A 22,090-nucleotide genomic window follows, 5' to 3' on the forward strand; every position below is an offset into this window, starting at 1 on the left:
CCGTGGAGACACGACGGCTCGAGCTGTTCGTCACGCTCGTGGATGCCGGGGGCTTCAAGCAGGCCGCCGACAGCCTCTTCATCACGGCGCCCGCGCTGTCGCAGCAGATCTCGCGACTGGAGAAGGACGTGGGCGTCGCACTGATCGATCGCACCACGCGCCCGATCACGCCCACCGAGGCCGGACGCGAGTTCTACTACCGCTGCCGCCGGGTGCTGGAGGCCATGCAGCACATCACCCAGCTGCTCGACGACCAGCGCAGTCACGAGTTCGGGCGGGTGCGCGTCGGGATCGTCCCCGCGATGATGTTCAGCTCGCCCGCGCGGGCGGTGCGCCAGTTCATCCGCGCGCATCCGACGGCCGCGGTGCAGGTGCGCAGCATCGCCACCTCCCTGCTGCTCGACGAGCTCGAACAGGGGTCGATCGACGTGGCGATCCTGCTCACCCAGCCCGACCTCAAGGACCTCTCGTCGACCGCGCTGTTCTCGGAGGAGTACCTCGTGGCGCTGCCCGACGATCATCCTCTCGCCGGCGTCGACGAGGTGGACTTCGCGATGCTGCGCAACGAGCGCATCCTGCAGGGGCCGCGCACCGCGAACCCCACCGGCTACGACGCCGTCGTCACGGCCTGCATGCGCGCCGGGTTCTCCCCGCGCTCGCTCGAGGTCATGGGCTCGTACCTCGATCAGGCGGCCATGGTGTCGGCGGGCATGGGCGTGTGCTTCATCCCGAAGTCGCTGTCGGACATCCCGCAGCACAACGTCGTGTACCGCACGCTCGTGAACCCGTCGGTGGGTCTCACCAGCTCGATCTCCTGGTTCGACCGCCGTCTCGACGCGGTGGGCCGGGCGTTCGTCCAGCACTGCATCACCGAGCTCTCCGTCCCGGAGAGCCTCATCTCGAAAGAAGGAGCATCATGAAGTTCGCGATCGGCCAGATGGTCTCGGGCGACGACAAGGCCGCGAACCTCGCGGAGATCACCCGGCTCACGGAGGAGGCGGCGGCCGACGGCGCGCGTCTCGTCGTGTTCCCCGAGTTCGCGATGTTCGACGTGCCCACGCTCGACGCGGAGTTCGTCAAGCAGGGCGAGGCCCTCGACGGACCGTTCGTGACGGGTCTCGCCGAGCTGTCGCGCCGCACCGGCGTCGCGATCGTCGCGGGCATGCTCGAGCGCATCGAAGGCGAGCCGCGCGGCTACAACACGCTCGTGCTCGTGACGCCCGAGGAGGGGCTGTCGCAGGTCTATCACAAGCTCCACCTGTACGACGCGTTCGGCTTCCTGGAGTCCGACCACATCCGCCCCGGCGACATCGACGGCCCCGTGACCTTCACGATCGACGACGTGAAGATCGGGATGCTGACCTGCTACGACCTGCGCTTCCCCGAGGTCGCCCGCGAGCACGCCGACGCCGGCGTCGACCTGCTGCTCTACCCGGCCGCATGGATGCCGGGCGCCCGCAAGGAGGACCACTGGAACACGCTCGCCCGCGCCCGCGCGATCGAGAACACCCTGTACGTCGCGGCCGTCTCGCAGGGCCCCGGCGTCGGCACGGGAGGCAGCATCATCGTCGACCCGATGGGCATCACGCTCGGCGAGATCGGCGAGCGGAGCGGCATCGCCGTGGCCGACGCCTCCCCCGAGCGGGTCGCACAGGTGCGGTCCGTGAACCCCTCGCTCGCCAACCGCCGCTTCACCGTCGTCGCGTCCGCCTGACGCCGTCACCCCGCAACATCGAAAGGAACATCATGACTCACACACTCAAGCAGGGGGCCTGGCTCTCGGACGGCAGCAGCGCGATCGGCGAGATCGTCGCGGGCCTCGGCTACGACTTCGTGGTGCTGGACATCGAGCACGGATCGTTCGACCTCGCGATCCTCGAACGGTTCATCCCCCTGCTCAAGGGCCTCGGCCTCGAGGTGCTGTCGAAGGTGCTCGTGCCCGAGCGCGGAGCGATCCAGCAGGCGCTCGACTTCGGCTCGGACGGCGTCATCATTCCGCACATCGAGGGGCTGGAGCACGCGAAGCGCATCACGGACTTCGCGAAGTTCCCGCCGCTCGGCTCGCGCAGCCTCGCGGGTGGTCGCACCATGGGCTACCGCGGATACTCCGACGAGTGGATCGCCGCGCAGGACCGCGACATCAAGGTCTTCCCGATGGTGGAGGACCCGCGCGCGCTGCAGGACGTCGAGGCGATCGCGGCCCTGCCGACGGTCGACGGCATCTTCATCGGCCCCGGCGACCTCGCCGCCATGAGCGGCCGCGGCGCGTACCGGCAGACCGAGGCGGACTTCGACGACTTCCGCCGTGTGATCGCCGCCGCCCGTGCGAACGACAAGCCCTGGGTGCTCCCCGCCTGGACCACGGTCGAGAAGGAGTTCGCGATCGCGGAGAACGCCGACTACGTGCTGCTGACCATGCAGCACGCGGCGATCTCGGAGGGCTACGGCAACGCCCGCACGCTCATGGACGGCCTCATCGCCGACGCATCCGTCTCCGTCGCCTCCTGACCCCGCCCGCCGCCGTCCCTCCGTCCCCCGCGTCGAAGGGGCTGGGAGATGGAAAACGCCTCTGAAGCCATCGCTTCGGAGGCGTTTTCCATCTCTGACCGACCTCACACATCCGCGGGCCGCGTCGTCATCCCAGTGGAGGCGCATCCGGCGCCCAGAACGAGGGAGAGAACGTGTCGCACGTGAACATCGGCAAGACCTACGCGGGCCCGTACAAGGCCATGCTCGAGTTCAACGACCAGGCCGTGGCCGCCGGGGTGGATGCCGGGCTGTCGCCGCTGCTCGTCGAGCTGGTCAAGGTGCGGGCGTCGCAGATCAACGGCTGCGCGTTCTGCCTGCGGATGCACTGCGCCGACGCGATCGCGGCGGGCGAGACCGCCGACCGGCTCGCCGTGGTGGCCGGATGGTGGGAGTCGCAGTACTTCAGCCCCGAGGAGCAGGCGGCGCTGCAGATCGCCGAGCGGGTGACGATGATCGGCGACCACGGGCGGCTCGCCGATCGCGGGGTCGACGTCGACGGCATCCTCACCGAGAAGCAGATCGCGGCCGTGACGTGGTTCGCCGTCGTGATCAACAGCTGGAACCGCATCGCGATCTCCAGCCACTACCCCGTGCATCCCTAGGGCTCAGGCCCGGCGCGCGCCCGGGTGCTCACTGCATGGGCAGGCAGCCGCCGTCCATGATGTAGCCGCCGACCTCCACCGCGACCGCGTCGGCGGAGATCTGACCGAACACGCAGCCGCCCTCGGGCGCGGCGGCTCCGAACTCGACGGAGCGCGCGTCACCGCGAGCGGTGATGTCGGAGAGGCCGGCGCCGCGCGCGGCCTCCTCGACGGCGTCGACCGAGATCGCCGTGGAGGTGCGGATGCTCTCGAGGGACGTCCGCAGCAGCGCGGCGGCCTCGTCGGCGGCGGCCTGGGACCCCTCGGGCATGTCCATGCGGTCGCGGTACCGATCGTTCTGCGCCATGCTCTGTTCGGGATCGTAGGGGGCGCACTCGGGCGGCAGGTCGACGCCCTCGACCTGGGGGCACGCGGCAGTGGGCGTGGGCGACGGTGGCGCGTCGGCATCGGTCGGCGTGGCCAGGGCGCACCCGGCGAGCAGCAGGGTCGCGGCCGTCATCGCCGTGAGGCCGACCGGCACCCGCATCCGTCTCGTCTTCCGGCGGCGCAGTGCGATCATGCCGTCATGCAATCACAGCTCGCACCCCGCGTCGAGCATCAGTGGTCCTCATGGGTCGCGCCGTCAAGACCCTTCTGAAGAAGTCCGGCGGCGGCGAGACTGCGAGCATCCGAACGATGGGAGCCCTCGATGACCGCGCTCGCGCACACCGCGCTCGACAGCATCACCGCCCGCGGCCCGATCAGCGACGCCGTGATCGCGCAGCTGCACGGCCGGGCCGACACCCCGCCCGCCGAGGTCGCGACGGCAGCGCTCGCGACGACCGACGACGTGATCCACGACGACGACGTGCAGCTCGCGCTCTTCCTGCTCTACGCCTCGTCGTACGGATCGCTGCCCGGCATGGACCCCGCGCGGGAGTGGGATGCCGCGCTCATCGCGACCCGGCTCGTGCTGGAGGAGTCGTTCGAGGCCGCGCTGCGCGCGTCCGTCCCGGGGCCGGATCTTCCCGAACCCACCGTGGATGCCGTGGGGCGAGCCCTCTTCGCCCTCGCCGAGGCGGACACGGGACCGAGCCTGTCGCGGTACGTCGCGAAGAAGGCCACGCGGGAGCAGATGACCGAGTTCTTCATGCTGCGGTCGATCTACACCCTCCGCGAGGCCGACCCGCATTCGTGGGCGATCCCCCGTCTGCACGGCCGGGCGAAGGCGGCCCTCGTGGAGATCCAGTCCGACGAGTACGGCGGGGGGCGTCCCGAGCGCGTGCACGCCGAGATCTTCGCCCGTGCGATGCGCGGCGCCGGTCTCGACGACACGTACGGGGCCTACGTCGACGACGCGCCCGCGATCACGCTCGCCTCGCACAACACGATGTCGCTGTTCGGACTGAACCGTCGGCTCGTCGGCGCGATCGTCGGCCACCTCGCCGCCTTCGAGATGACCTCGTCGATCCCGAACCGCCTCTACGCGGAGGGACTGCGTCGACTCGAGTACGGAGACGACGTGACCGACTACTTCGACGAGCATGTCGAGGCGGATGCCGTGCACGAGCAGATCGCCGCCCGCGACCTCGCCGGAGCTCTCGCGGAGGACCGCACGGATCTCCTGCCCGACATCATGTTCGGCGCCGCCGCGTGCCTCGCGGTCGACGGCTGGGCCGCCGCGCACATGCTCGACGCCTGGGGGCGCGGGGAGTCGGCGTTGCGGACGGGAGCGGGACGGTGAGCGGGTCCGATGGCGTGACCATCACGGCGTACCCGGACGGCCCGTTGCTCGTGCGCGGCGCGGCGGCGCTGCAGACCGTGGAGGGTGAGCCGATCGAGGTGACCCGGCGCACGGTGGCGCTGTGCCGCTGCGGCCTGTCGACGATCAAGCCGTTCTGCGACGGCACGCACAAGGCCGCGGGGTTCCGCACCGACGTGTGACCCGGCGGCGACCGACGTGTGACCCGGCGGCGAGAGCCCCTCCCGCGTCAGGCGGGGTCGGCGCGCAGCGCGTCGAGCAGGAGTGCGAGCATGCGGGGGGCACGGTCCTCGGGTCCGGGCGCCGCCCGCCACAGCGCTCCGGTGAACTGCAGGTAGTCGCCGGCCTCGGCGTCCGCGCGGATCGTGCCGTCGGCCTTGCCGGCGTCGAGCATCGTGTCGATCGCCGCGATCACGGGACCGTACGTCTGCTCGGCGATCGACTGGTGCGCGCTCGCGCCGAGGGCGTCGCCGAGGCCGTGCTTGCGACGCATGCCGGCGACGAGTTCGAGGGTCCACAGACGCAGCGCCTCGAGCGGTGCCTCGCGGGCCAGGATCTCGGGCACATCGGCGATGATCCGGTCGACCTCGTCCTGGTAGACCGCGAGCACCAGGGCCTCGCGCGTCGGGAAGTGGCGATACAGCGTGCCGGCGCCCACTCCTGCGCGCTGCGCGACCTGGTTGGTCGAGGGCGCCTCGCCGCTCTCGAGGAACAGATCTCGGGCGGCGGCGAGGATCTTCTCGCGGTTCTCGCGGGCGTCCGATCGCACCACGGCGATTCCTCCTTGCGTAAGTGGAGAGTTCTCCGCTACTGTAATCGGAGACTTCTCCACTTACTCTAGCGAAAAGGACGAGGACATGTCACGAGTACTGGTCACCGGCGGATCCGGGTTCATCGGCGGGTGGTGCATCCTCGCCGCCCTGGAGGCGGGCTACGACGTGCGCGCGACCGTGCGCGACCTGCGCAAGGCGGAGGCGGTGCGGGCGGGTCTGCACGGCGCGGCCGACTTCGATGACGCGCGTCTCGAGATCGTGCGCGCCGACCTGCAGCAGGACGCCGGATGGGCCGAGGCCGTCGCCGACGTCGAGTACGTGCTGCACGTCGCCTCGCCGACCCTGCGCAGCGGCCCCATGGACGTCGACGAGATGGTGTCCGCCGCACGTGACGGCGTGCTGCGCGTCCTGCGCGCCGCACGGGACGCCGGCGTGCGCCGCGTCGTGCTCACGAGCGCCTCCGGCGCGATCGTCTACGGGCACCCGCGCTCGCACACGGCTCCGTTCACCGAGGAGGACTGGACCGACGTGGATGCCGCGATCCCGCCGTACCAGCGCTCCAAGACGCTGGCCGAGCGCGCGGCCTGGGACTTCATCGCCGCGGAGGGTCGCGGCATGGAGCTGTCGGCCGTGCACCCCACCGCCGTGCTCGGCCCGATGCTCGGCAACGACGACCCGCCCTCCCTGCGCACGGTGCGCGGCATGCTCACCGGCGCGCTGCCCGTCTGCCCGCCTTTCGGCACGGGATGGGTCGACGTGCGCGACGTGGCCGACCTGCACCTGCGCGCGATGGTCGACCCGGCGGCCGCGGGCGAGCGCTTCCTCGCGACGTCCGGTCACAGCCTCCGCATGGTCGAACTCGCCCGCCTGCTCCGCGAACGCCTCGGGGCTCGGGCGACCCGGGTGCCGACGCGCGAGATCCCCCTCCTCGCCGCGCGCGCCCTCTCCCTCGTCAACCCGCAGCTGCGGGCCATGCGTCCGCAACTCGGCTACGACCTCGACTCGACGAGCGCGAAGGCGCAGCGCCTGCTGGGCTGGCGGCCCCGACCCGTCGGCGACAGCCTCGTCGACACGGCGGAGAGCCTGTTCGCGCACGGCATCGGGGTCTGAGGGCGTAGCGGGCGGCGTCACCACTCCCAGTCGATGAAGATGGTCCCCGGGCCGAAGTCGAACTCGATGTGGGAGGCGCACCCGTCGATGAGGCGCAGCTGCATCACCTGCTCCTCGTCGCCGCTCTGGACCGTGACCCAGCACCTCCGCGGCAGCAGTTCGGGGTGGAAGAAGACGAGGACTCCCGCCTGCGACATCCGGCGGACGGCGCCGAACCCCTGCAGCTCGCTCATCGCACCGTCGATGTACTCGTGCCCGACCGACTCCCACTCCGTGAGCAGCAGGTCGCCACGCAGCATCGGCGCACGGGAGCGCAACACCATCCGGATGATGCGCTGCTCGGTGTCGGTGACGATGTCGGTGAGCTCGCAGCCGATCAGCGGACGCAGTTCGGGCGGCCCCGTCTCCTCGGGCTCGATCGTGATGAAGGTGGGTACCGCGGGGATGCCGTCGACACGGACCTGCCAGACGTTGCGCAGCACGTTGCGTGCGATGCGGCCGTGCTCGTCGACCCAGGTCATCAACGTCGCGGCGCGTTCGGAGAGCTGACGGAAGTCGCCCTCGTCGGTCACCTCGTTGACGTCGAGGCCGATGAGGTGGGCGAACGGCACGTTGTCGTCGGCCGTCACCCGTCGGTTCGGTGTGATCAGTCCCGCGAGCTCGTCCTCCTCCAGGCCGAGGAGGTCCTCGAGCTCGCGCACGATGTCGGCGGACGCGCCCCCACCGGGTCGACGCACTCCGGATTGCCACTGCGACAGCGCGCCGACGCTGATGTCGAGGCCGCGATCGCGCAGCCGCTGCTGCAGACGGCGCAACGAGACCCCGCGAGCGGTCACCGCCTCGCGCAACCTGCGGGCGAACGCGTTCGCTGCGGGAACGGACGTCTCGCTCTGGTCGACCCCCACGGCTGATCCTTCCTCGATCCGTCCCGGCGTCCACGCCCGGACAGGCGATATCCTGACAGAAGGTGACCGCGGCGGCGAGAACCTCCCGACGGGTTCCCGCGCTTCAGGCCTGATTCAGCGTCGGCACGCCACACTGGAGGCATGCGGATCCTGGTGGTGGACGACGAGGTGCGTCTGGCTGATGCCGTGCGCCGAGGCCTCGAGGCCGAGGGGTTCGCGGTCGACGTGGCGCACGACGGCGTCGACGGACTGTGGCGTGCGCGCGAGACCCGATACGACGCGATCGTTCTCGACCTCATGATGCCCGGCATGAGCGGCTGGAAGGTCTGCGAGGCGCTGCGCGCGGAGGAGAACTGGACCCCCGTGCTGATGCTCACCGCGAAGGACGGCGAGTGGGACCAGGTGGAGGCTCTCGAGAGCGGCGCCGACGACTACGTCACGAAGCCGTTCTCGTTCGCGATCCTCGTCGCCCGACTGCGCGCCCTCGTGCGTCGCGGAGCCGTCGCGCGACCCGCGATCCTCGAAGCCGGCGATCTCCGCCTCGACCCCGCCGCCCACCGCGTGTGGCGCGGAGACGCTCTGATCCCCCTCACCGCCCGCGAGTTCGCCGTGCTCGAGCACCTGATGCGCCACCGCGGCCAGGTGCTGTCGAAGAGGGCTCTGATCGACGGCGTGTGGGACGACGACTTCGACGGCGACCCCAACATCGTCGAGGTCTACGTCGGGCACCTGCGGCGCAAGCTCGACAAGCCGTTCGGCCGCGAGGCGATCGAGACGATCCGCGGCGCGGGCTACCGATTGGCGGCCGACGGTGGCTGAGCGCGGCTGGCGCTCGGTCCGCGGGCGGACCACGCTCGGGGCGACCGCGGTCGTGGCGGTGGCACTCCTGGCCGGAGCGTTCACGTTCTACGGCGTCCTCGATGCGAGCATCCGCTCCAGCGCGGAGAGCGCGGCCGAGCAGCGCGCCGAGGAGCTCGCCCATCGACTCGACGGGCCGGGAGGCCGCGGGGTCGGCGCGCTGGACGACGAGATCGTGCAGATCGTCGACGGCAGCGGCGCGGTGCGCGCCGCGAGCGAGGAGGCGCAGGACGAACTGGGGTCCTCCGCCCTGCCCGTCGACGACGATCCGCGCATCGTGACGATCGACGGCACTCCGATGCTCGTCGTCTCGGAGGACACCGAGGGCGATCAGACGCTCGTCCTGGCGGTGCCGATCGACGATGACGACGACGCGCTCGAGGTCGTGGCGCTCCTGCTCACCATCGCGGTGCCCCTGCTGCTCGTGCTCGTCGCGGTCACGACCTGGCTCGTGGTCGGGCGGGCCCTCCGGCCGGTGACGCGCATCCGCGAGGAGGTCGACGGCATCACGGCCGAACGCCTGCACCGGCGGGTCGAGGTGCCGCCGTCGGCCGACGAGATCGCCGCGCTCGCGACCACGATGAACGGGATGCTCGATCGGCTCGACGCCTCGGCGACGGCGCAGCGACGCTTCGTGTCCGACGCCTCGCACGAGCTGCGCTCCCCGCTCGCGACGATCCGCCAGCACGCCGAGCTCGCTCAGGCGCACCCCGCGACCACGAGCATCGGCGAGCTGGCCGAGGTCGTGTCGGACGAGGGGCTGCGCCTCCAGGGCATCGTGGAGTCGCTGCTGCTGCTCGCCCGGCTCGACGAGGGCGCCGGAAGCCACGCGGAGCCGATCGACCTCGACGACATCGCGCTGAGCGAGGTGCGACGGCTGCGGGCCCGTGGGCTCGACGTCGACGGCTCGGGGATCCATGCCGCCCGGGTGCACGCCGACCCGCGGCTGATGGGCCAACTGCTGCGCAACCTCGCCGACAACGCCGCGCGGCACGCCGTCGGACGCATCGCGATCGGGGTGACGTCGTCGGGCGCGACGGTGTACGTCACGGTGGAGGACGACGGCCGCGGAGTCCCGCCTGAGGAGCGCGAGCGGATCTTCGAGCGGTTCGTGCGGCTGGACGAGGCGCGCAGCCGGGATGCCGGGGGCAGCGGGCTCGGACTCGCGATCGCCCGCGGCATCGCCACGGCGAGCGGCGGCACCGTCACGATCGACGACTCCCGCTGGGGTGGGGCGCGCTTCGTCGTGACCCTCCCCGTTCCCTGAAGACGCCTTCAGGTCGTTTCAGGAACGCTTCAGCGCCCCAGGGGCACCATCGGAGACATGAACGACAAGAACCCCACCCCGGACGACTCCACGACTCCGGATGCGCCGACGGTTCCCGTCGCCCCGGCATCCGACCTCCCCACCGCGCCGCAGACTCCGATCGCCGCGCAGCCCGCTCCTGACGCAGCAGCGGCCCCCGCTCCCGCTGCCACGGCGGCTCCGAAGAAGACCGGCCTCACCCGCGGCCTGCTCATCGGCGGCGGCATCGCCGCGGCCGTGATCCTCGTGGGCGGCGGCATCGCGGTCGGCGCCGCGATCGCCGACGACCAGGACGACGACCGTGCGCCCTTCTCCGACGGACCCCGTGACGACGACCAGGATCGCGGCGACCGCGGCCAGGGCCAGGACGACCGCCCCGACGGCGACGACCGTCGTGGCGACGGAACGCCCGAGGACGGCCCCGGTGCGGGCGGACAGGGCGGCCCGGTCACCGGCATCGGCTCGGCGTCGGCCGACGAGATCGTCGACGTCGCGAACGCCGCACGCGGCGCCGCGGACGGCGAGGTCACCTCCATCGACGCCAAGCGGGACGGCACCTGGGAGGTCGAGCTCACCGGATCGACCGGAGGCGAGACCGAGGTGCGGGTCGCGGCCGACGGCACCGCGACCGTCGTGTCGTCCGACGACGAGGACGACGACGACACCGCCCCGGCCCATACGCTCGACGAGGCCGCGATCCGCGCGCTCGTCGCCGCGGCTCTCGACGAGGCGGACGGACTCATCACCGATCTCGACGCCGACGACGACGCCTCCAGCCCCTATGACGTCCGCGTCCTGACCGACGATCGGCGGTCGATCGAGATCGACCTCAGCGCCGACTTCGCCGTCGTCGGCACCGACACCGACGACTGACCGGATGCCGGCGCGCCGCCGCCCGGCATCCCTCCCCTCCCCCCGGGGACACCGTGCCGCCGACCACCCGAGGTCGGCGGCACGGTCGCGTCCGGCACCGCGACTACGCTGAGGACATGGCCACCCCCGAACCGACCGACGTCTCCATCGGCGGCGAGATGATCCGCCTCGGACAGTTCCTCAAGTACTCGGGGCTGCTCGACTCCGGCGGCGACGCCAAGGAGGTCGTGATCGACGGCTTCGTGAAGGTCAACGGCGAGGTCGATCGGCGCCGCGGCCGCCAGCTGCACGACGGCGACCTCGTGACGTTCGAGGGCCGCACGGTCCGCGTGCGCCCCTGATCGCAGCCGCGGCTCCTTCACGACGCGCACGCGTGTAACCCACACTCCGCGTCACGCGCAAGGCGTTTGCAGGCTCCGGACGTCGGATCGAGCATGGACGCATGCCCGAGGTCCACGCTCCCCGCCCCCTGGAGTCGTTCGCGCCGATCGGCGACGGACGCACGGTGGCGCTGATCGGCGACGACGGGCGCATCGACTGGCTTCCGCTGCCGGGTCTCACCGACCTCCCCGTGTTCGCACGGCTGCTCGACGACACGACCGGCGGATGCCTGGAGCTCCGGCCGGTCGAGGACTTCCGCAGCACGCGTCGCTACGTGCCCGACACCAACGTGCTCGAGACGACCTTCACGACCGAGACCGGGTCGGTCCGTGTCACCGACGCGCTCGTCTCCGGCGTCGCGGGGCGGCTGCCCTGGGCCGAGCTCGCGCGTCGTATCGACGGGATCGACGGCAGCGTGCGGATGCGGTGGCGGGTGCAGCCCGGATCGTCGCTGCAGACGGCATCCCCCTGGCTCGAGCGCGCGGAGCACGGCGAGATCATCCGGAGCGGCGAGACCGCGCTCGCGGTGACCGGCTTCGACCACGGCCCCGCGGACGCCGACGCCGACGGCCCCTCGGGTCCGCTGCTCGACGGGGCCTTCACGACCGTGCCCGGCTCGCGGCACCTGATCGCGCTCGCAGCGACGCACGACGAGCCGCTGCACCTGCCCGACCCGCACAACGTCGACGACGGCATCGACCGGACGATCGCGAACTGGCAGCACTGGTCGCGCGTGTTCTCCTACGACGGACCCTGGCGTGATCAGGTGCAGCGCAGCGCTCTCGCCCTCAAGCTGCTCATCTACAGCCCGTCCGGGGCGATCGCTGCCGCAGCCACCACCTCCCTCCCCGAGAGCGCATCCGGGGGCAAGAACTGGGACTACCGGCACGCGTGGGTGCGCGATCTGGCGTACACGGCGCACGCGCTCGTGCGGTTCGGCCTGCGCGAGGAGACGCACGCCGCGCTGTCATGGCTGCTGCGCACGATCCGCGCGCACGGATCGGAGCTGCACGTCATGTACGCGCTCGACGGCGGACTCGTCCCCGAGCCCACCGCGTACGACGTCTCGGGATGGCGCGGCATCGGGCCCGTCGTCACCGGCAATCCGGCCGGCGACCAATTGCAGCTCGGCGTCTACGGCGACCTGATCGCCATCTGCCGCACCTACGTCGACGCGGGCAACGTGCTCGACGTCGAGACCGGACGGATGCTGTCGCGCATCGCCGACCGCACGTGCGATGTGTGGCGCAACCCCGACTCCGGCATGTGGGAGCTGCCGGAGGAACGCCACTACACCTCGTCGAAGATGGGGTGCTGGAAGGCGCTCGAAGACGCGGTCGCCCTCGCCGAGGCGGGTGCGATCCCGGGGAGTGCCGAGCGCTGGCGCGCGGAGCGCGACCGCATCCGCTCCTGGATCGACGAGCACTGCTGGTCGGAGGCGCGCGGCGCCTACGTCTTCTACGCCGGAGGCGACGAGCTCGACGCGTCGGTGCTGCTGCACGCGCCGAGCGGCTTCGACCGCGGCGAGCGCATGTCGTCGACGATCGACGCCCTGAGCGTCGAACTCGGCGCGGGTTCCCTGATGTACCGGTACAGCGGGGTGTCGGCCGAGGAGAAGACGTTCGTCGCCTGCGCCTTCTGGCGGGTCGAGGCTCTCGCGTGCGTGGGCCGCCACGACGAGGCGATCGAGCGCATGGAGAAGCTGCTCACGCTCGCCAACGACGTGGGGATCTACGCCGAGATGATCGACGCGCGCGACGGGTCGGCGTGGGGCAACACCCCGCAGGCGCTCAGCCACCTCGCGTTCCTGTCCGCCGCGATGACCGTGCGCGAGGTCGTCCCGGCCGCGAAGCTCCGCGACCGCTGAGGCACCCGGCGACACCGACCAGACCGACCGACCACCACGACCACCGGAAATCAAGGAGAGGACACACCATGTCTCGTGACCAGTACACCTTCGTGAACCCCGCCGAGCTCTACGCCGACATCCAGCCCGAGAAGCAGCACATGCCGGAGCCGGGTCTCGACGCTGACCTCACGCCGAAGGCCGATCTCGGTGAGGACAGCTACCGAGGCAGTGGCCGCCTCGCGGGCCGCAAGGCCCTCATCACCGGTGGCGACTCGGGCATCGGCGCCGCCACCGCGATCGCCTTCGCACGGGAGGGAGCCGACGTCGCGATCTCCTACCTGCCCGAGGAGCAGGAGGATGCCGACCGCATCGCCGGCATCGTCCGCGAGGCCGGCGTGACCGTCGCCCAGATCCCCGGCGACCTGCGCGACGCGGAGTACTGCCGCACGCTCGTGTCGGAGGCGGTGGGGGCGCTCGGCGGCCTCGACATCCTCGTGAACAACGGCGGCAAGCAGATCTACAAGGAGTCGCTGACCGACATCACCGACGAGCAGTTCGACGACACGTTCAAGACCAACGTGTACGCGATGTTCTGGATCACGAAGGCCGCGCTGCCGCACCTCGCACCCGGCTCGACCATCATCAACACGACGTCGATCCAGGCGTACGCGCCGTCGGACATCCTCGTCGACTACGCCTCGACGAAGGCGACGATCAACGCGTTCACGAAGGGCCTGGCGGCGCAGCTCGCTCCGAAGGGCATCCGTGTGAACGCGGTCGCGCCCGGACCGATCTGGACGCCGCTGCAGCCGAGCGACGGACAGCCGCAGGAGAAGATCGACGAGTTCGGCGAGCAGACCCCGCTCGGTCGGATGGGCCAGCCCGCGGAGCTCGCCCCCGCCTACGTGTTCCTCGCCTCGGCGGAGTCCAGCTACGTCGCGGGCGAGACGCTCAACGTCAACGGCGGCATGCCGACTCCCTGACGACCGCGCTCCGACCGCCCCGCCCGCCGTGTGCGGACGGGGCGGTCGCGCGTGTCGGCGGGGCACGGCACGATGGGGGCATGGCCGACGGATACGACCTCGACTTCCTGCCCACGCCCGTCCCGCTCCCCCGACCCGCGCAGCCCGTGCGAGAGCTGACCTACCCGCGCTTCACGGTGCTGCTCGACCCCGCTCGACGACTGGCCGCGGTCACCGGCGTCACCATCGACGGCGGGGCGCTGCGCGAGGTGCCGAGGTCAGGGGACTGGCGCCTCGACCCGCGCATCGACGAGGAGCTGCAGACCGGGCCCGCCGTCTACGCGCGCAACGACCTGGACCGGGGCCACCTCGTGCGTCGGCGCGATCCCGGCTGGGGCGATGCGGCCGAGGCCCGCGCCGCGACCGAGGCGACGTTCTTCTACCCGAACGCCGCCCCGCAGGCCGCCGGCTTCAACCAGTCGAAGGACCTCTGGCTCGGTCTGGAGGACCACGTCATCGCCTACGCCGAGGCGACCGATCAGCGCGTATCGGTCTTCACCGCGCCCGTCCTCGCCGACGACGATCCTCCGTATCGTGGCATCCGCATCCCGCTGCGCTTCTGGAAGGTCGCGGCCTGGGAGGGGCCGGACGGTCTCGCCGCCGCGGGATTCCTCCTCGACCAGTCGGACCTCGTGGACCTCTCCGAGGGCCTGCGTGCGGCGCCGCCGCTCGGCGGGTTCCGCACCTTCCAGGTCCCGCTCGTCGAGATCGAGGCGATCGCCCGCGTCGATCTCGGGGCGCTGGCGGATGCCGATGTGCTGCCCCTCCGGACCGTGCGACCGGCGTCCCGGCTCGAACTCGAGAGCGTCGACGACATCGTGCTCTGACTTTCCCGCGACGGCCGTCGATCACGAGAACGACACTTCGCGACATCCCCGTGATCCTGGGACTTGCGCGCGCCCCCCGGTGGTGGCACGCTTGCGACGCGGTCATTCGCGCTGCGATGCGGATGCCTGTGGCGTCGTTCCTATAGCGGCGCCAGGCGGGGCGCCCTTTCCGCCGCCTCCCCCGTGGTGGGGGCGTCCCGCCTGCCGCACACTTCTCGACGAGTCAGTCGAGCACGTACGGCGCCTCCGGCGTGAGGAGTTCCGTCACCGGGGTGACGAGCCCCGAGCCGAGGTCGGAGGACCCGGGGGCGTCCGAGTTCACGAACGCCACGATCGTCATCTCCTTCTCGGGCAGGTAGATCGTCACGGTCTTGTAGCCCGGCAGACTGCCGTTGTGGCCGATCCATCCGCCGAGGTTGAAGATCCCGAGGCCGTATCCCCAGTCCGGCTGCTCCGGGTTGACCGGCGTCACCGTCAGCCGCTCCTTCTGCATCTCCGGCGACAGGAGCTCTCCCGTCGCGAGAGCGGGAACCCAGATCCGGAGGTCGTCGAGCGTCGAGATCATCCCGCCGGACGCCCAGGCCCACGACGGGTTCCAGTCGGTCGCGGCCGTCACCGATCCGTCGTCGCTCTGCTGGGCCGTGTAACCCTGCGCATGCGGTTCGGGGAACTCGGTGGCCGTGGGCAGGAACGTGTTCTCGAGTCCGAGCGGCTCGGCGACCTCCTCCTGCAGCACCTCGGCGAGGGGCTCTCCGGTGATCTTCTCGATCGCCATGCCGACGAGCACGGTGTTCGTGTTGGAGTACGACATCTCGGCGCCGGGCTCGTCGGTGAGCGGCATCCCGCTGACCTCGTCGACGAGGTCGCGCGGGGTGAGCGCCACCTGCGGGTCGGGGAGGTACATCCCGACGAACTCGGGGTCCTCGGTGTAGTCGGGCACACCGGCGGTCATGGCGGCGAGCTGCCGCAGAGTGATCTCGTCACCCCGCGTCACGCCGTCGACGTACTCGGAGATCGGATCGTCGAGCGACGCCTTGCCCTGATCGACGAGGCGGAGCAGCGCGGTGATCACGAACGTCTTGGTCACGCTGCCGATGCGGTGGTGGAGCTCGGGGGTCATGGCCGTCTTCGCGTCGACGTCGGCATGACCGGCGGACGACACGTAGTCGCCGTCAGGACTCCACACCGCGAGCGTGACGCCGGGCATGCCGTGCTCGGTCACAGCGGCGTCGAGGATGCCGTCGAGCGCCTTCACGGTCTCGGGGTCGAAGGGCGTGGACTCCGACTGGGCCGACGGACTCGCGGACGACGACTCCGACGAAGAGGGGGGAGCCGAGCAGCCGGCGAGGACGACCCCGGCGACCGCGATCCCTCCCACGAGGGAGAGGATCGAGCGGGGGGAGCGGATACGTGAGAGCATGATGCGCCTTCTGTGGGGAACGATGTGCTCTCATCGTCTGTTCGCACCCCTCGGCGCCGCATCGTGCGACGGGATCGTCGACGTGGTACCCCGGGAGGGTTCTCCCGGCACCACTGTCCGCGCGCGGTGCCATACCACCGCGCGCTCGGCACTCAGTTGAAGTCGCCGCCCGGGGCCATGTCGGCGAAGCGCGAGTAGTGACCCTGGAACGCGACGGTGATCGTCGCGGTCGGGCCGTTGCGGTGCTTGGCGACGATCAGGTCGGCCTCGCCGGGGCGCACGTCCTTGTCGTACACGGAGTCGCGGTGCAGCAGGATCACCATGTCGGCGTCCTGCTCGATCGAGCCGGATTCGCGGAGGTCGCTGATCGCGGGCTTCTTGTCCTGACGCTGCTCGGGGCCACGGTTCAGCTGCGAGAGCGCGATGACCGGGACCTGCAGCTCCTTGGCGATGAGCTTGAGGCTTCGCGAGAACTCCGAGACCTCCTGCTGACGGGACTCGACGCGTTTGCCCGAGGTCATGAGCTGGAGGTAGTCGATGATGACCATCTTCAGGCCGGCACGCTGCTTGAGTCGACGGCACTTGGCGCGGATCTCGACGAGGGTCATGTTCGGGCTGTCGTCGATGTAGAGCGGCGCGTCGTTGATGCGCCCGCGGGTCGAGGCGACGGTCGTCCAGTCGCGGGGGTCGAGGGTTCCCTTGCGCATGTGCTGCAGCGGGATGGCGCCCTCGGCGCTGAGCAGACGCATCGCGATCTCGCTCTTGCCCATCTCGAGCGAGAAGAAGATCGACGGGTAGTCGTGGCCGATCGACGCGGCGCGTGCGAAGTCGAGCGCGAGCGTGGACTTACCCATGGCGGGACGAGCGGCGACGACGATCATCTGCCCGCCGTGCAGGCCGTTGGTCAGTTCGTCGAGCTCCTTGAAGCCGGTGGGGATGCCGGTCATCGATCCGTCGCGGCCGTTCGCGGCCTCGATCTCCTCGATCGCCGCATCGACCGCGGTGGTGAGCGGGACGTAGTCCTCGGCGGTCTCGGATCCGGTCACCGAGTAGATCTCGGCCTGCGCGTTGTTGACGATGTCGGTCGCGTCGCCCTGACCGTCGTAGCCGAGCTGGACGATGCGCGTCCCGGCGTCGACGAGACGGCGGAGGATCGCGCGCTCGGACACGATCCCCGCGTAGTAGCCGGCGTTGGCCGCGGTGGGGACGATCGAGGTGAGGGTGTGCAGGTAGTCGGCTCCGCCGGCGCGGCTGAGCTCCCCCGTCTTGATGAGCTCGTCGGTGACGGCGACGACGTCCGTCGGCTCTCCGTGCGAGTACAGCGAGAGGATCGCCTCGTAGATGAGCTCGTGCTTCGGGATGTAGAAGTCGGCGCCCTTGAGCGTCTCGATCACGTCGGCGACGGCGTCCTTCGACAGGAGCATGCCGCCCAGCGCGCTCTGCTCGGCGAGAAGGTCGTGCGGCGGGGTGCGCTCGGGCTTCCGCTGGCCGCCGAGGCGCTCCTCTGAGATGTCCGCGATCGACACGCTTCTCCCTTCGCTGTGACGTTCCCCCGCGGGGGACGCGACCTCACCCGCGGTGATTCCAGCGGGGAGGGACCTTCTGCGAAGCACATCAGGAACTTCCGACATCGGGTCGCTGGACCACGCTACGAGCGGCGGATTCCGGTCGCAACACAGCCTGTGGATAACCGTGTGGAGAGAGTGCGGACAAGTCCGGAGTGTCTGTGCAGAACCCATGTGGATAACCCCGTGGAGTATCCGTCCGCCGAACTTTCTTTTTCCCCAGGATCAGGCATTTACGGTTTCCCCAGCCTGTGGATGGGAACCGGTCTCAACTGCACATTGAAGGTTCGCCGCATCGCGCATCCCATGTGCAGAACCTGGGGAAAGTCAAGCGGACATTTCGCCGGGCGCGTCATGATTCCAAACGATGGATATATTGCGCGAGATGTCATCGTTCTTGCGGCGAGACGGGGTTTACAAGCCGATATGCCCGGAGTATCGTCGCCTCCACATCGACGCAGGATGCACGCAGACGATCAGCTTTCGGGGAGGGAAGCGGACGTGAACGCACAAGCAACCCGACGCGGCGTACCGGCCGTGGCCCTCTGGGGTGGCTTGGGAGCGCTCGCATGGGCGGCGATCACGGTTCTGACCGGAGGCTCCTCGGCTCACGCCGACGACCAGTCCGACCCCTCGCTCCTCGACGGCGTCGGCTCTCTCGTCAGCCAGACGGTCACCGCCGTCGGCGACACCGTCACCGCCGTGACACAGCCCGTCGTCACCGAGATCGTCGCGCCCGTCGTGACCCAGGTGGTCGCCCCGGTCGTCACCGAGGTCGTCGCCCCCGTGCAGGAGGCGGTCCCGCCGGTGGTCGAGCACGTCTCCGACACCGTCGCCGCGGTCCCCGTCGTGGGCCCGGCGACCGCACCCGTCGTCGAGGCCGTCGCGGACACCGCGCACGACGTCGTCGCCCCGGTGACCGACCTCCTCCAGGACGCGCCCGTCTCACAGATCGTGGCCCCTGTGCAGGCGGTCCTCCACGGGATCCCCGTCGTGGGAGCTCTCGTCGATCAGCTCGGCGTGAATACGCTGCTCACCGGCGTCGTGGGCGTGCTCGACGACGCGACCGCCCTCGTCGGCGGCGTGGTCGAGAACACCGTCCCACCCGTGCTCGAGGCTCTCGTGCCGGCCCGGCCGCACGCCATCGACGGCCAGAGCATCCCGCCCGTCGTCTCGTCGGCTCCGGCGACGCCTCTGCCCGCAGCGTTGCAGGGGACGGCTCTGCCCGCGCATGCTCAGCAGCCGGGCGCCGCCTCCGTGGCCCCGGACACGAGTGCGCCAGACGCTGACGGCGACCCCGTGCTCCCGGCCTCCGGCCACTCCCCCGCAGCGCCGGTCTCCTCGGCCGGCTCCGGCGGAGCATCCGCTCTCTCCCACGCGCGCACCAGCGACGTGGGCTTCTCTCCGCTCCGTGCCGTGGAGCGGAGCTCCGGCGCATCCGACGACGTCCTGCCGACGTCGCTGGTCGCCGACACCGACGTCTCTCCTGACTGACGGTCCGTCGCGCCGTTCTCCGGAACGGCAGATGCCGTGCTGCGCGCGCACACACCATTTCTCGCACGCACCCATCCAGACGCACACCAACGAAGTCAGGAGAAGGTCATCATGCGTACTGTTCTCAAGCGGGTCCTGTGGGGCACGCTCATCGCCGGCGGGGTCACCCTGTTCGGCGCGACCGCCGCCAACGCGGCGGAGACCTCGGGAGACGACGGACTGCTCTCGGGGACCCAGGCGGAGGCTCCGATCTCCGTCCCCGTCACGATCGTGGACAACGCGATCTCACTGCTCGGAGACTCCTCCGCGCAGCCGGGTCCGGCACCTGCGCCGGCACCGGCACCCGCCCCTGCTCCGGCACCGGCACCCGCCCCTGCTCCGGCACCGGCGCCCGTCCCCGCTCCCGCTCCGGCTCCGGCTCCGGTGACGAGCGGCGACTCCGGCACCGCGTCGGGGACGCAAGCGGTCATCGACGTCACCGTCCCCGTGACGGTGAGCGGCAACGGGATCTCGCTCCTCGGCGACTCGTCGAGCGAGGCTGCGGCACCGGCCGCGGCACCCGCCGCCCCGGCACCGTCGGCAGCGATCACGACGAACGGCGTCGACGGACTGCTCTCGGGCACCCAGGCGCTGATCGACGTGGACGTGCCGATCACCGTCACCGGCAACTCGCTCTCGCTCCTCGGCGACAGCTCGGCCACGGGACAGGATGCTGCGGCACCGGCATCCGCACCCGCCACGAGCGACGCCGCGGCGCCGGCCACCTCGGGTGACGACGGCATCGCCTCAGGCACTCAGGTCACCGCTCCTGTCACCGCCCCGGTGACGGTCGGCGGCAACGCGATCTCGCTGCTCGGCGACAGCTGGGCCGAGGGCGGAGCGGCACCTGCCGCCCCGGCATCCGGGAGCACGCCCGCGGCAGGCGGCATGACCTCGGGCGACGACGGCATCGGGAACGGCACCCAGGTGACGGCTCCGATCACGGCTCCGGTGAACCTCGGCGGCAACGCGATCTCCCTCCTGGGAGACAGCGCGGTCGAGAACGCCGCGACGCCGACCGCCCCCGCGGGTTCCGGGATGCCGTCGACCGAGGCCTCGACCTCGGGCGATGACGGCATCCTCGGCGGCACGCAGGTCACCGCACCGGTCACTGCCCCGGTGAACGTGGGCGGCAACGCCATCTCCCTCCTGGGAGACAGCGAGGTCACGGGCGGGGCGGCCCCGGCCGCTCCCGCAGGATCGACCGCACCGACAACCGGAGCCACCACGGGAGGTGACGACGGCGTCGCGAGCGGCACCCAGGTCACCGCACCCGTCACCGCCCCGGTGAACGTGGGCGGCAACGCCATCTCCCTCCTGGGAGACAGCGAGGTCACGGGCGGGACGGCCCCGGCCGCTCCCGCAGGATCGACCGCACCGGCAACCGGAGCCACCACGGGAGGTGACGACGGCGTCGCGAGCGGCACCCAGGTCACCGCACCCGTCACCGCCCCGGTGACCGCCACCGGCAACGCCATCTCCCTCCTGGGGGACAGCGCCGTCGACGGCGGCACGGCAGCTCCGGCCACCCCTGCCGGACAGGTCCCGACCGCCGGCGGAGTCACCACCGGCGACGACGGCATCCTGGGCGGAAGCCAGATCACCGCGCCCCTCACGCTGCCGATCACGATCGGCGGCAACGCCATCTCCGTGGCCGGTGACAGCACGGTGACGGACCCCGGCACCGACCCGGGAACGGACCCCGGCACCGACCCGGGAACGGATCCGGGAACGGACCCGGGCACCGACCCCGGAACCGACCCGGGCACGGACCCCGGCACGGCAGTCGGAGGTTCGACCTCCGGCGGCGCGGTGACGGCGGCCGGTTCGTCTCAGGGCCTCGCGATGACCGGTGACGCGTCCTCGACGGCGCTCACCGCCATGGCGCTGCTGCTCCTGCTCCTCGGAGGAGGGATGCTGCTCCGCCGCCGCCTGTCCGCGTAGCCCGCAGGTCCCGGTGGCGCGGTCATCCTCGGGGGAGGAGATGCTGTGCCGCCGGTGCGCGGGCCCCGGGTCGTCGGGTCGACAGGGTCCCCAGCCCTTCCGTCGCCTGCGGCGCCGCGCAGTCTGCGGATGCCCCGTGTCCCCAGCACGGGGCATCCGCCATGCCCTCCGGCATTCTTTCTGCCGCACCTCCCTCGCCGAGACCCACCAGCCGCGTCGAAGCCCACCTCCCCAGACGTCGGCGTTGGTGGGTCTCGACGCGCATGGTGGGTCTGGGCGCAGGGAGCCGGGGCGCCGACACGCAGATGGGGCGCCGGCGGAGAACGGCAGCGAGAATGCGGAACGCCCCCTGTCCCGGAGGACAGAGGGCGTTCGCGCGGGTGTCGGGCCTTACTTGGCGGCGACGACCTGCAGGGTGATGACAGCGGTCACGTCGTCGTGCAGACGGACCGTGGCCTCGTGCTCACCGGTCGACTTGATCGCCGACGGGATGTGCACCTTGCGCTTGTCGATCGAACCGAGACCCGCGGCCGCGACGGCGTCCGCGATGTGGTCGGTCTTGACCGATCCGAAGAGACGCCCCTCGGAGCCGGCCTTGACGGCCAGGCGCACCTTGGTGGACTCGATGGAGTTCTTCAGCGCCACGGCCTCGTCGCGGTCGTGGATCGCACGCGCCTGACGAGCAGCCTGGATCGAAGCGACCTGCTTTTCGCCACCGCGGGTCCACGCCGTAGCGAAGCCCTGGGGGATGAGGTAGTTGCGGGCGTACCCGTTCTTGACCTCGACCACGTCACCGGCGCTACCGAGCCCGGCGACCTCGTTCGTGAGAATCAGCTTTGCCATGTCGCTACC

General features: G+C 71.0%; 22 protein-coding genes. 16 read left to right on the forward strand and 6 right to left on the reverse strand.

Translation table 11 applies throughout. From position 1 onward, the window contains the following. The first annotated feature begins 2 nt into the window (after positions 1-2). The 4 genes from ACIPY8_RS00070 to ACIPY8_RS00085 all read left to right on the forward strand — a co-directional run bounded on the left by ACIPY8_RS00070 (position 3) and on the right by ACIPY8_RS00085 (position 3,131). Positions 3-920, forward strand: coding sequence for a LysR family transcriptional regulator (locus ACIPY8_RS00070; RefSeq protein ID WP_400813669.1), 918 nt, complete (start codon positions 3-5; stop codon positions 918-920). Continuing rightward, the gene (locus ACIPY8_RS00075) at positions 917-1,714 is read left to right on the forward strand and encodes a carbon-nitrogen hydrolase family protein (RefSeq protein ID WP_400813671.1); all 798 of its coding nucleotides are present in this window, start codon (positions 917-919) and stop codon (positions 1,712-1,714) included. Before ACIPY8_RS00070 ends, ACIPY8_RS00075 begins: the two co-directional genes overlap by 4 nt. Before the next feature lie 32 nt (positions 1,715-1,746). After that, entirely contained in the window at positions 1,747-2,508 is a 762-nt protein-coding gene (locus tag ACIPY8_RS00080) for an HpcH/HpaI aldolase/citrate lyase family protein (RefSeq protein WP_400813672.1), read from the forward strand. 173 nt (positions 2,509-2,681) lie between these two features. After that, positions 2,682-3,131, forward strand: a complete 450-nt coding sequence (locus ACIPY8_RS00085; RefSeq protein WP_400813673.1) for a carboxymuconolactone decarboxylase family protein — start codon at positions 2,682-2,684, stop codon at positions 3,129-3,131. A 28-nt stretch (positions 3,132-3,159) separates the two neighbouring features. Here ACIPY8_RS00085 and ACIPY8_RS00090 read toward each other — a convergent pair whose 3' ends face one another. Beyond that, positions 3,160-3,690 carry a hypothetical protein gene (locus tag ACIPY8_RS00090; RefSeq protein WP_400813674.1) on the reverse strand — a complete coding sequence of 177 codons (531 nt, stop codon included), beginning with the start codon at positions 3,688-3,690 and terminating at the stop codon, positions 3,160-3,162. Between the two features lie 129 nt (positions 3,691-3,819). Between ACIPY8_RS00090 and ACIPY8_RS00095 the strand changes: the two genes are divergently transcribed. Both ACIPY8_RS00095 and ACIPY8_RS00100 read left to right on the forward strand, forming a co-directional pair. Next, positions 3,820-4,854 carry an iron-containing redox enzyme family protein gene (locus tag ACIPY8_RS00095; RefSeq protein ID WP_400813676.1) on the forward strand — a complete coding sequence of 345 codons (1,035 nt, stop codon included), beginning with the start codon at positions 3,820-3,822 and terminating at the stop codon, positions 4,852-4,854. Continuing rightward, a complete protein-coding gene (locus ACIPY8_RS00100) occupies positions 4,851-5,054 on the forward strand; it encodes a CDGSH iron-sulfur domain-containing protein (protein WP_400813678.1) in 204 nt (67 codons plus the stop codon). Before ACIPY8_RS00095 ends, ACIPY8_RS00100 begins: the two co-directional genes overlap by 4 nt. Positions 5,055-5,101: 47 nt before the next feature. Here ACIPY8_RS00100 and ACIPY8_RS00105 read toward each other — a convergent pair whose 3' ends face one another. Further along, positions 5,102-5,644 carry a TetR/AcrR family transcriptional regulator gene (locus tag ACIPY8_RS00105; protein ID WP_400813680.1) on the reverse strand — a complete coding sequence of 181 codons (543 nt, stop codon included), beginning with the start codon at positions 5,642-5,644 and terminating at the stop codon, positions 5,102-5,104. 85 nt (positions 5,645-5,729) lie between these two features. On the opposite strand from ACIPY8_RS00105, the gene ACIPY8_RS00110 reads away from it, so the two are divergent. Beyond that, on the forward strand, positions 5,730-6,755 hold the full coding sequence (locus tag ACIPY8_RS00110; RefSeq protein ID WP_400813681.1) for an SDR family oxidoreductase: 1,026 nt from the start codon (positions 5,730-5,732) through the stop codon (positions 6,753-6,755). A gap of 17 nt (positions 6,756-6,772) precedes the next feature. On the opposite strand, the gene ACIPY8_RS00115 is transcribed toward ACIPY8_RS00110, so the two are convergent. Then, entirely contained in the window at positions 6,773-7,660 is an 888-nt protein-coding gene (locus ACIPY8_RS00115; RefSeq protein WP_400813682.1) for a hypothetical protein, read from the reverse strand. Positions 7,661-7,801: 141 nt separating this feature from the next. Between ACIPY8_RS00115 and ACIPY8_RS00120 the strand changes: the two genes are divergently transcribed. From ACIPY8_RS00120 to ACIPY8_RS00150, 7 genes are all read left to right on the forward strand, one after another. Further along, positions 7,802-8,479, forward strand: a complete 678-nt coding sequence (locus tag ACIPY8_RS00120) for a response regulator transcription factor (RefSeq protein ID WP_400813683.1) — start codon at positions 7,802-7,804, stop codon at positions 8,477-8,479. Next, positions 8,472-9,785, forward strand: a complete 1,314-nt coding sequence (locus ACIPY8_RS00125) for a sensor histidine kinase (protein WP_400813684.1) — start codon at positions 8,472-8,474, stop codon at positions 9,783-9,785. The genes ACIPY8_RS00120 and ACIPY8_RS00125 overlap by 8 nt, the downstream gene beginning before the upstream one ends. 57 nt (positions 9,786-9,842) lie before the next feature. Beyond that, positions 9,843-10,697: a hypothetical protein gene (locus ACIPY8_RS00130; protein ID WP_400813685.1), complete on the forward strand. Its 855-nt coding sequence runs from the start codon at positions 9,843-9,845 to the stop codon at positions 10,695-10,697. A gap of 116 nt (positions 10,698-10,813) precedes the next feature. After that, complete coding sequence (locus ACIPY8_RS00135; protein WP_400813687.1) at positions 10,814-11,038, forward strand: RNA-binding S4 domain-containing protein; 225 nt, start codon at positions 10,814-10,816, stop codon at positions 11,036-11,038. 101 nt (positions 11,039-11,139) lie between these two features. Next, complete coding sequence (locus tag ACIPY8_RS00140) at positions 11,140-12,945, forward strand: glycoside hydrolase family 15 protein (RefSeq protein WP_400813689.1); 1,806 nt, start codon at positions 11,140-11,142, stop codon at positions 12,943-12,945. Positions 12,946-13,013: 68 nt separating this feature from the next. Further along, positions 13,014-13,910: an SDR family oxidoreductase gene (locus ACIPY8_RS00145; RefSeq protein WP_400813691.1), complete on the forward strand. Its 897-nt coding sequence runs from the start codon at positions 13,014-13,016 to the stop codon at positions 13,908-13,910. Between the two features lie 80 nt (positions 13,911-13,990). Continuing rightward, positions 13,991-14,776 (forward strand): DNA/RNA non-specific endonuclease, encoded by a 786-nt coding sequence (locus ACIPY8_RS00150; protein WP_400813693.1) that lies wholly within the window; start codon positions 13,991-13,993, stop codon positions 14,774-14,776. Between the two features lie 223 nt (positions 14,777-14,999). Here ACIPY8_RS00150 and ACIPY8_RS00155 read toward each other — a convergent pair whose 3' ends face one another. Together ACIPY8_RS00155 and dnaB are read right to left on the reverse strand one after the other, a co-directional pair. After that, positions 15,000-16,196, reverse strand: coding sequence for a serine hydrolase domain-containing protein (locus tag ACIPY8_RS00155; RefSeq protein ID WP_400813695.1), 1,197 nt, complete (start codon positions 16,194-16,196; stop codon positions 15,000-15,002). Positions 16,197-16,348: 152 nt separating this feature from the next. Beyond that, positions 16,349-17,722 carry a replicative DNA helicase gene (gene dnaB, locus ACIPY8_RS00160; protein WP_400813696.1) on the reverse strand — a complete coding sequence of 458 codons (1,374 nt, stop codon included), beginning with the start codon at positions 17,720-17,722 and terminating at the stop codon, positions 16,349-16,351. A 540-nt stretch (positions 17,723-18,262) separates the two neighbouring features. Between dnaB and ACIPY8_RS00165 the strand changes: the two genes are divergently transcribed. Then, a complete protein-coding gene (locus ACIPY8_RS00165; RefSeq protein WP_400813699.1) occupies positions 18,263-19,255 on the forward strand; it encodes a hypothetical protein in 993 nt (330 codons plus the stop codon). 111 nt (positions 19,256-19,366) lie between these two features. Beyond that, positions 19,367-21,238 carry a beta strand repeat-containing protein gene (locus tag ACIPY8_RS00170; protein ID WP_400813701.1) on the forward strand — a complete coding sequence of 624 codons (1,872 nt, stop codon included), beginning with the start codon at positions 19,367-19,369 and terminating at the stop codon, positions 21,236-21,238. A 390-nt stretch (positions 21,239-21,628) separates the two neighbouring features. Here the strand turns inward: ACIPY8_RS00170 and rplI are convergent, their stop codons facing one another. Continuing rightward, entirely contained in the window at positions 21,629-22,081 is a 453-nt protein-coding gene (gene rplI, locus ACIPY8_RS00175; RefSeq protein WP_400813704.1) for a 50S ribosomal protein L9, read from the reverse strand. Positions 22,082-22,090: the final 9 nt, after the last annotated feature.

It is taken from the genome of Microbacterium sp. NPDC089696 (assembly GCF_044749125.1).
Classification (GTDB): Bacteria; Actinomycetota; Actinomycetes; order Actinomycetales; family Microbacteriaceae; genus Microbacterium.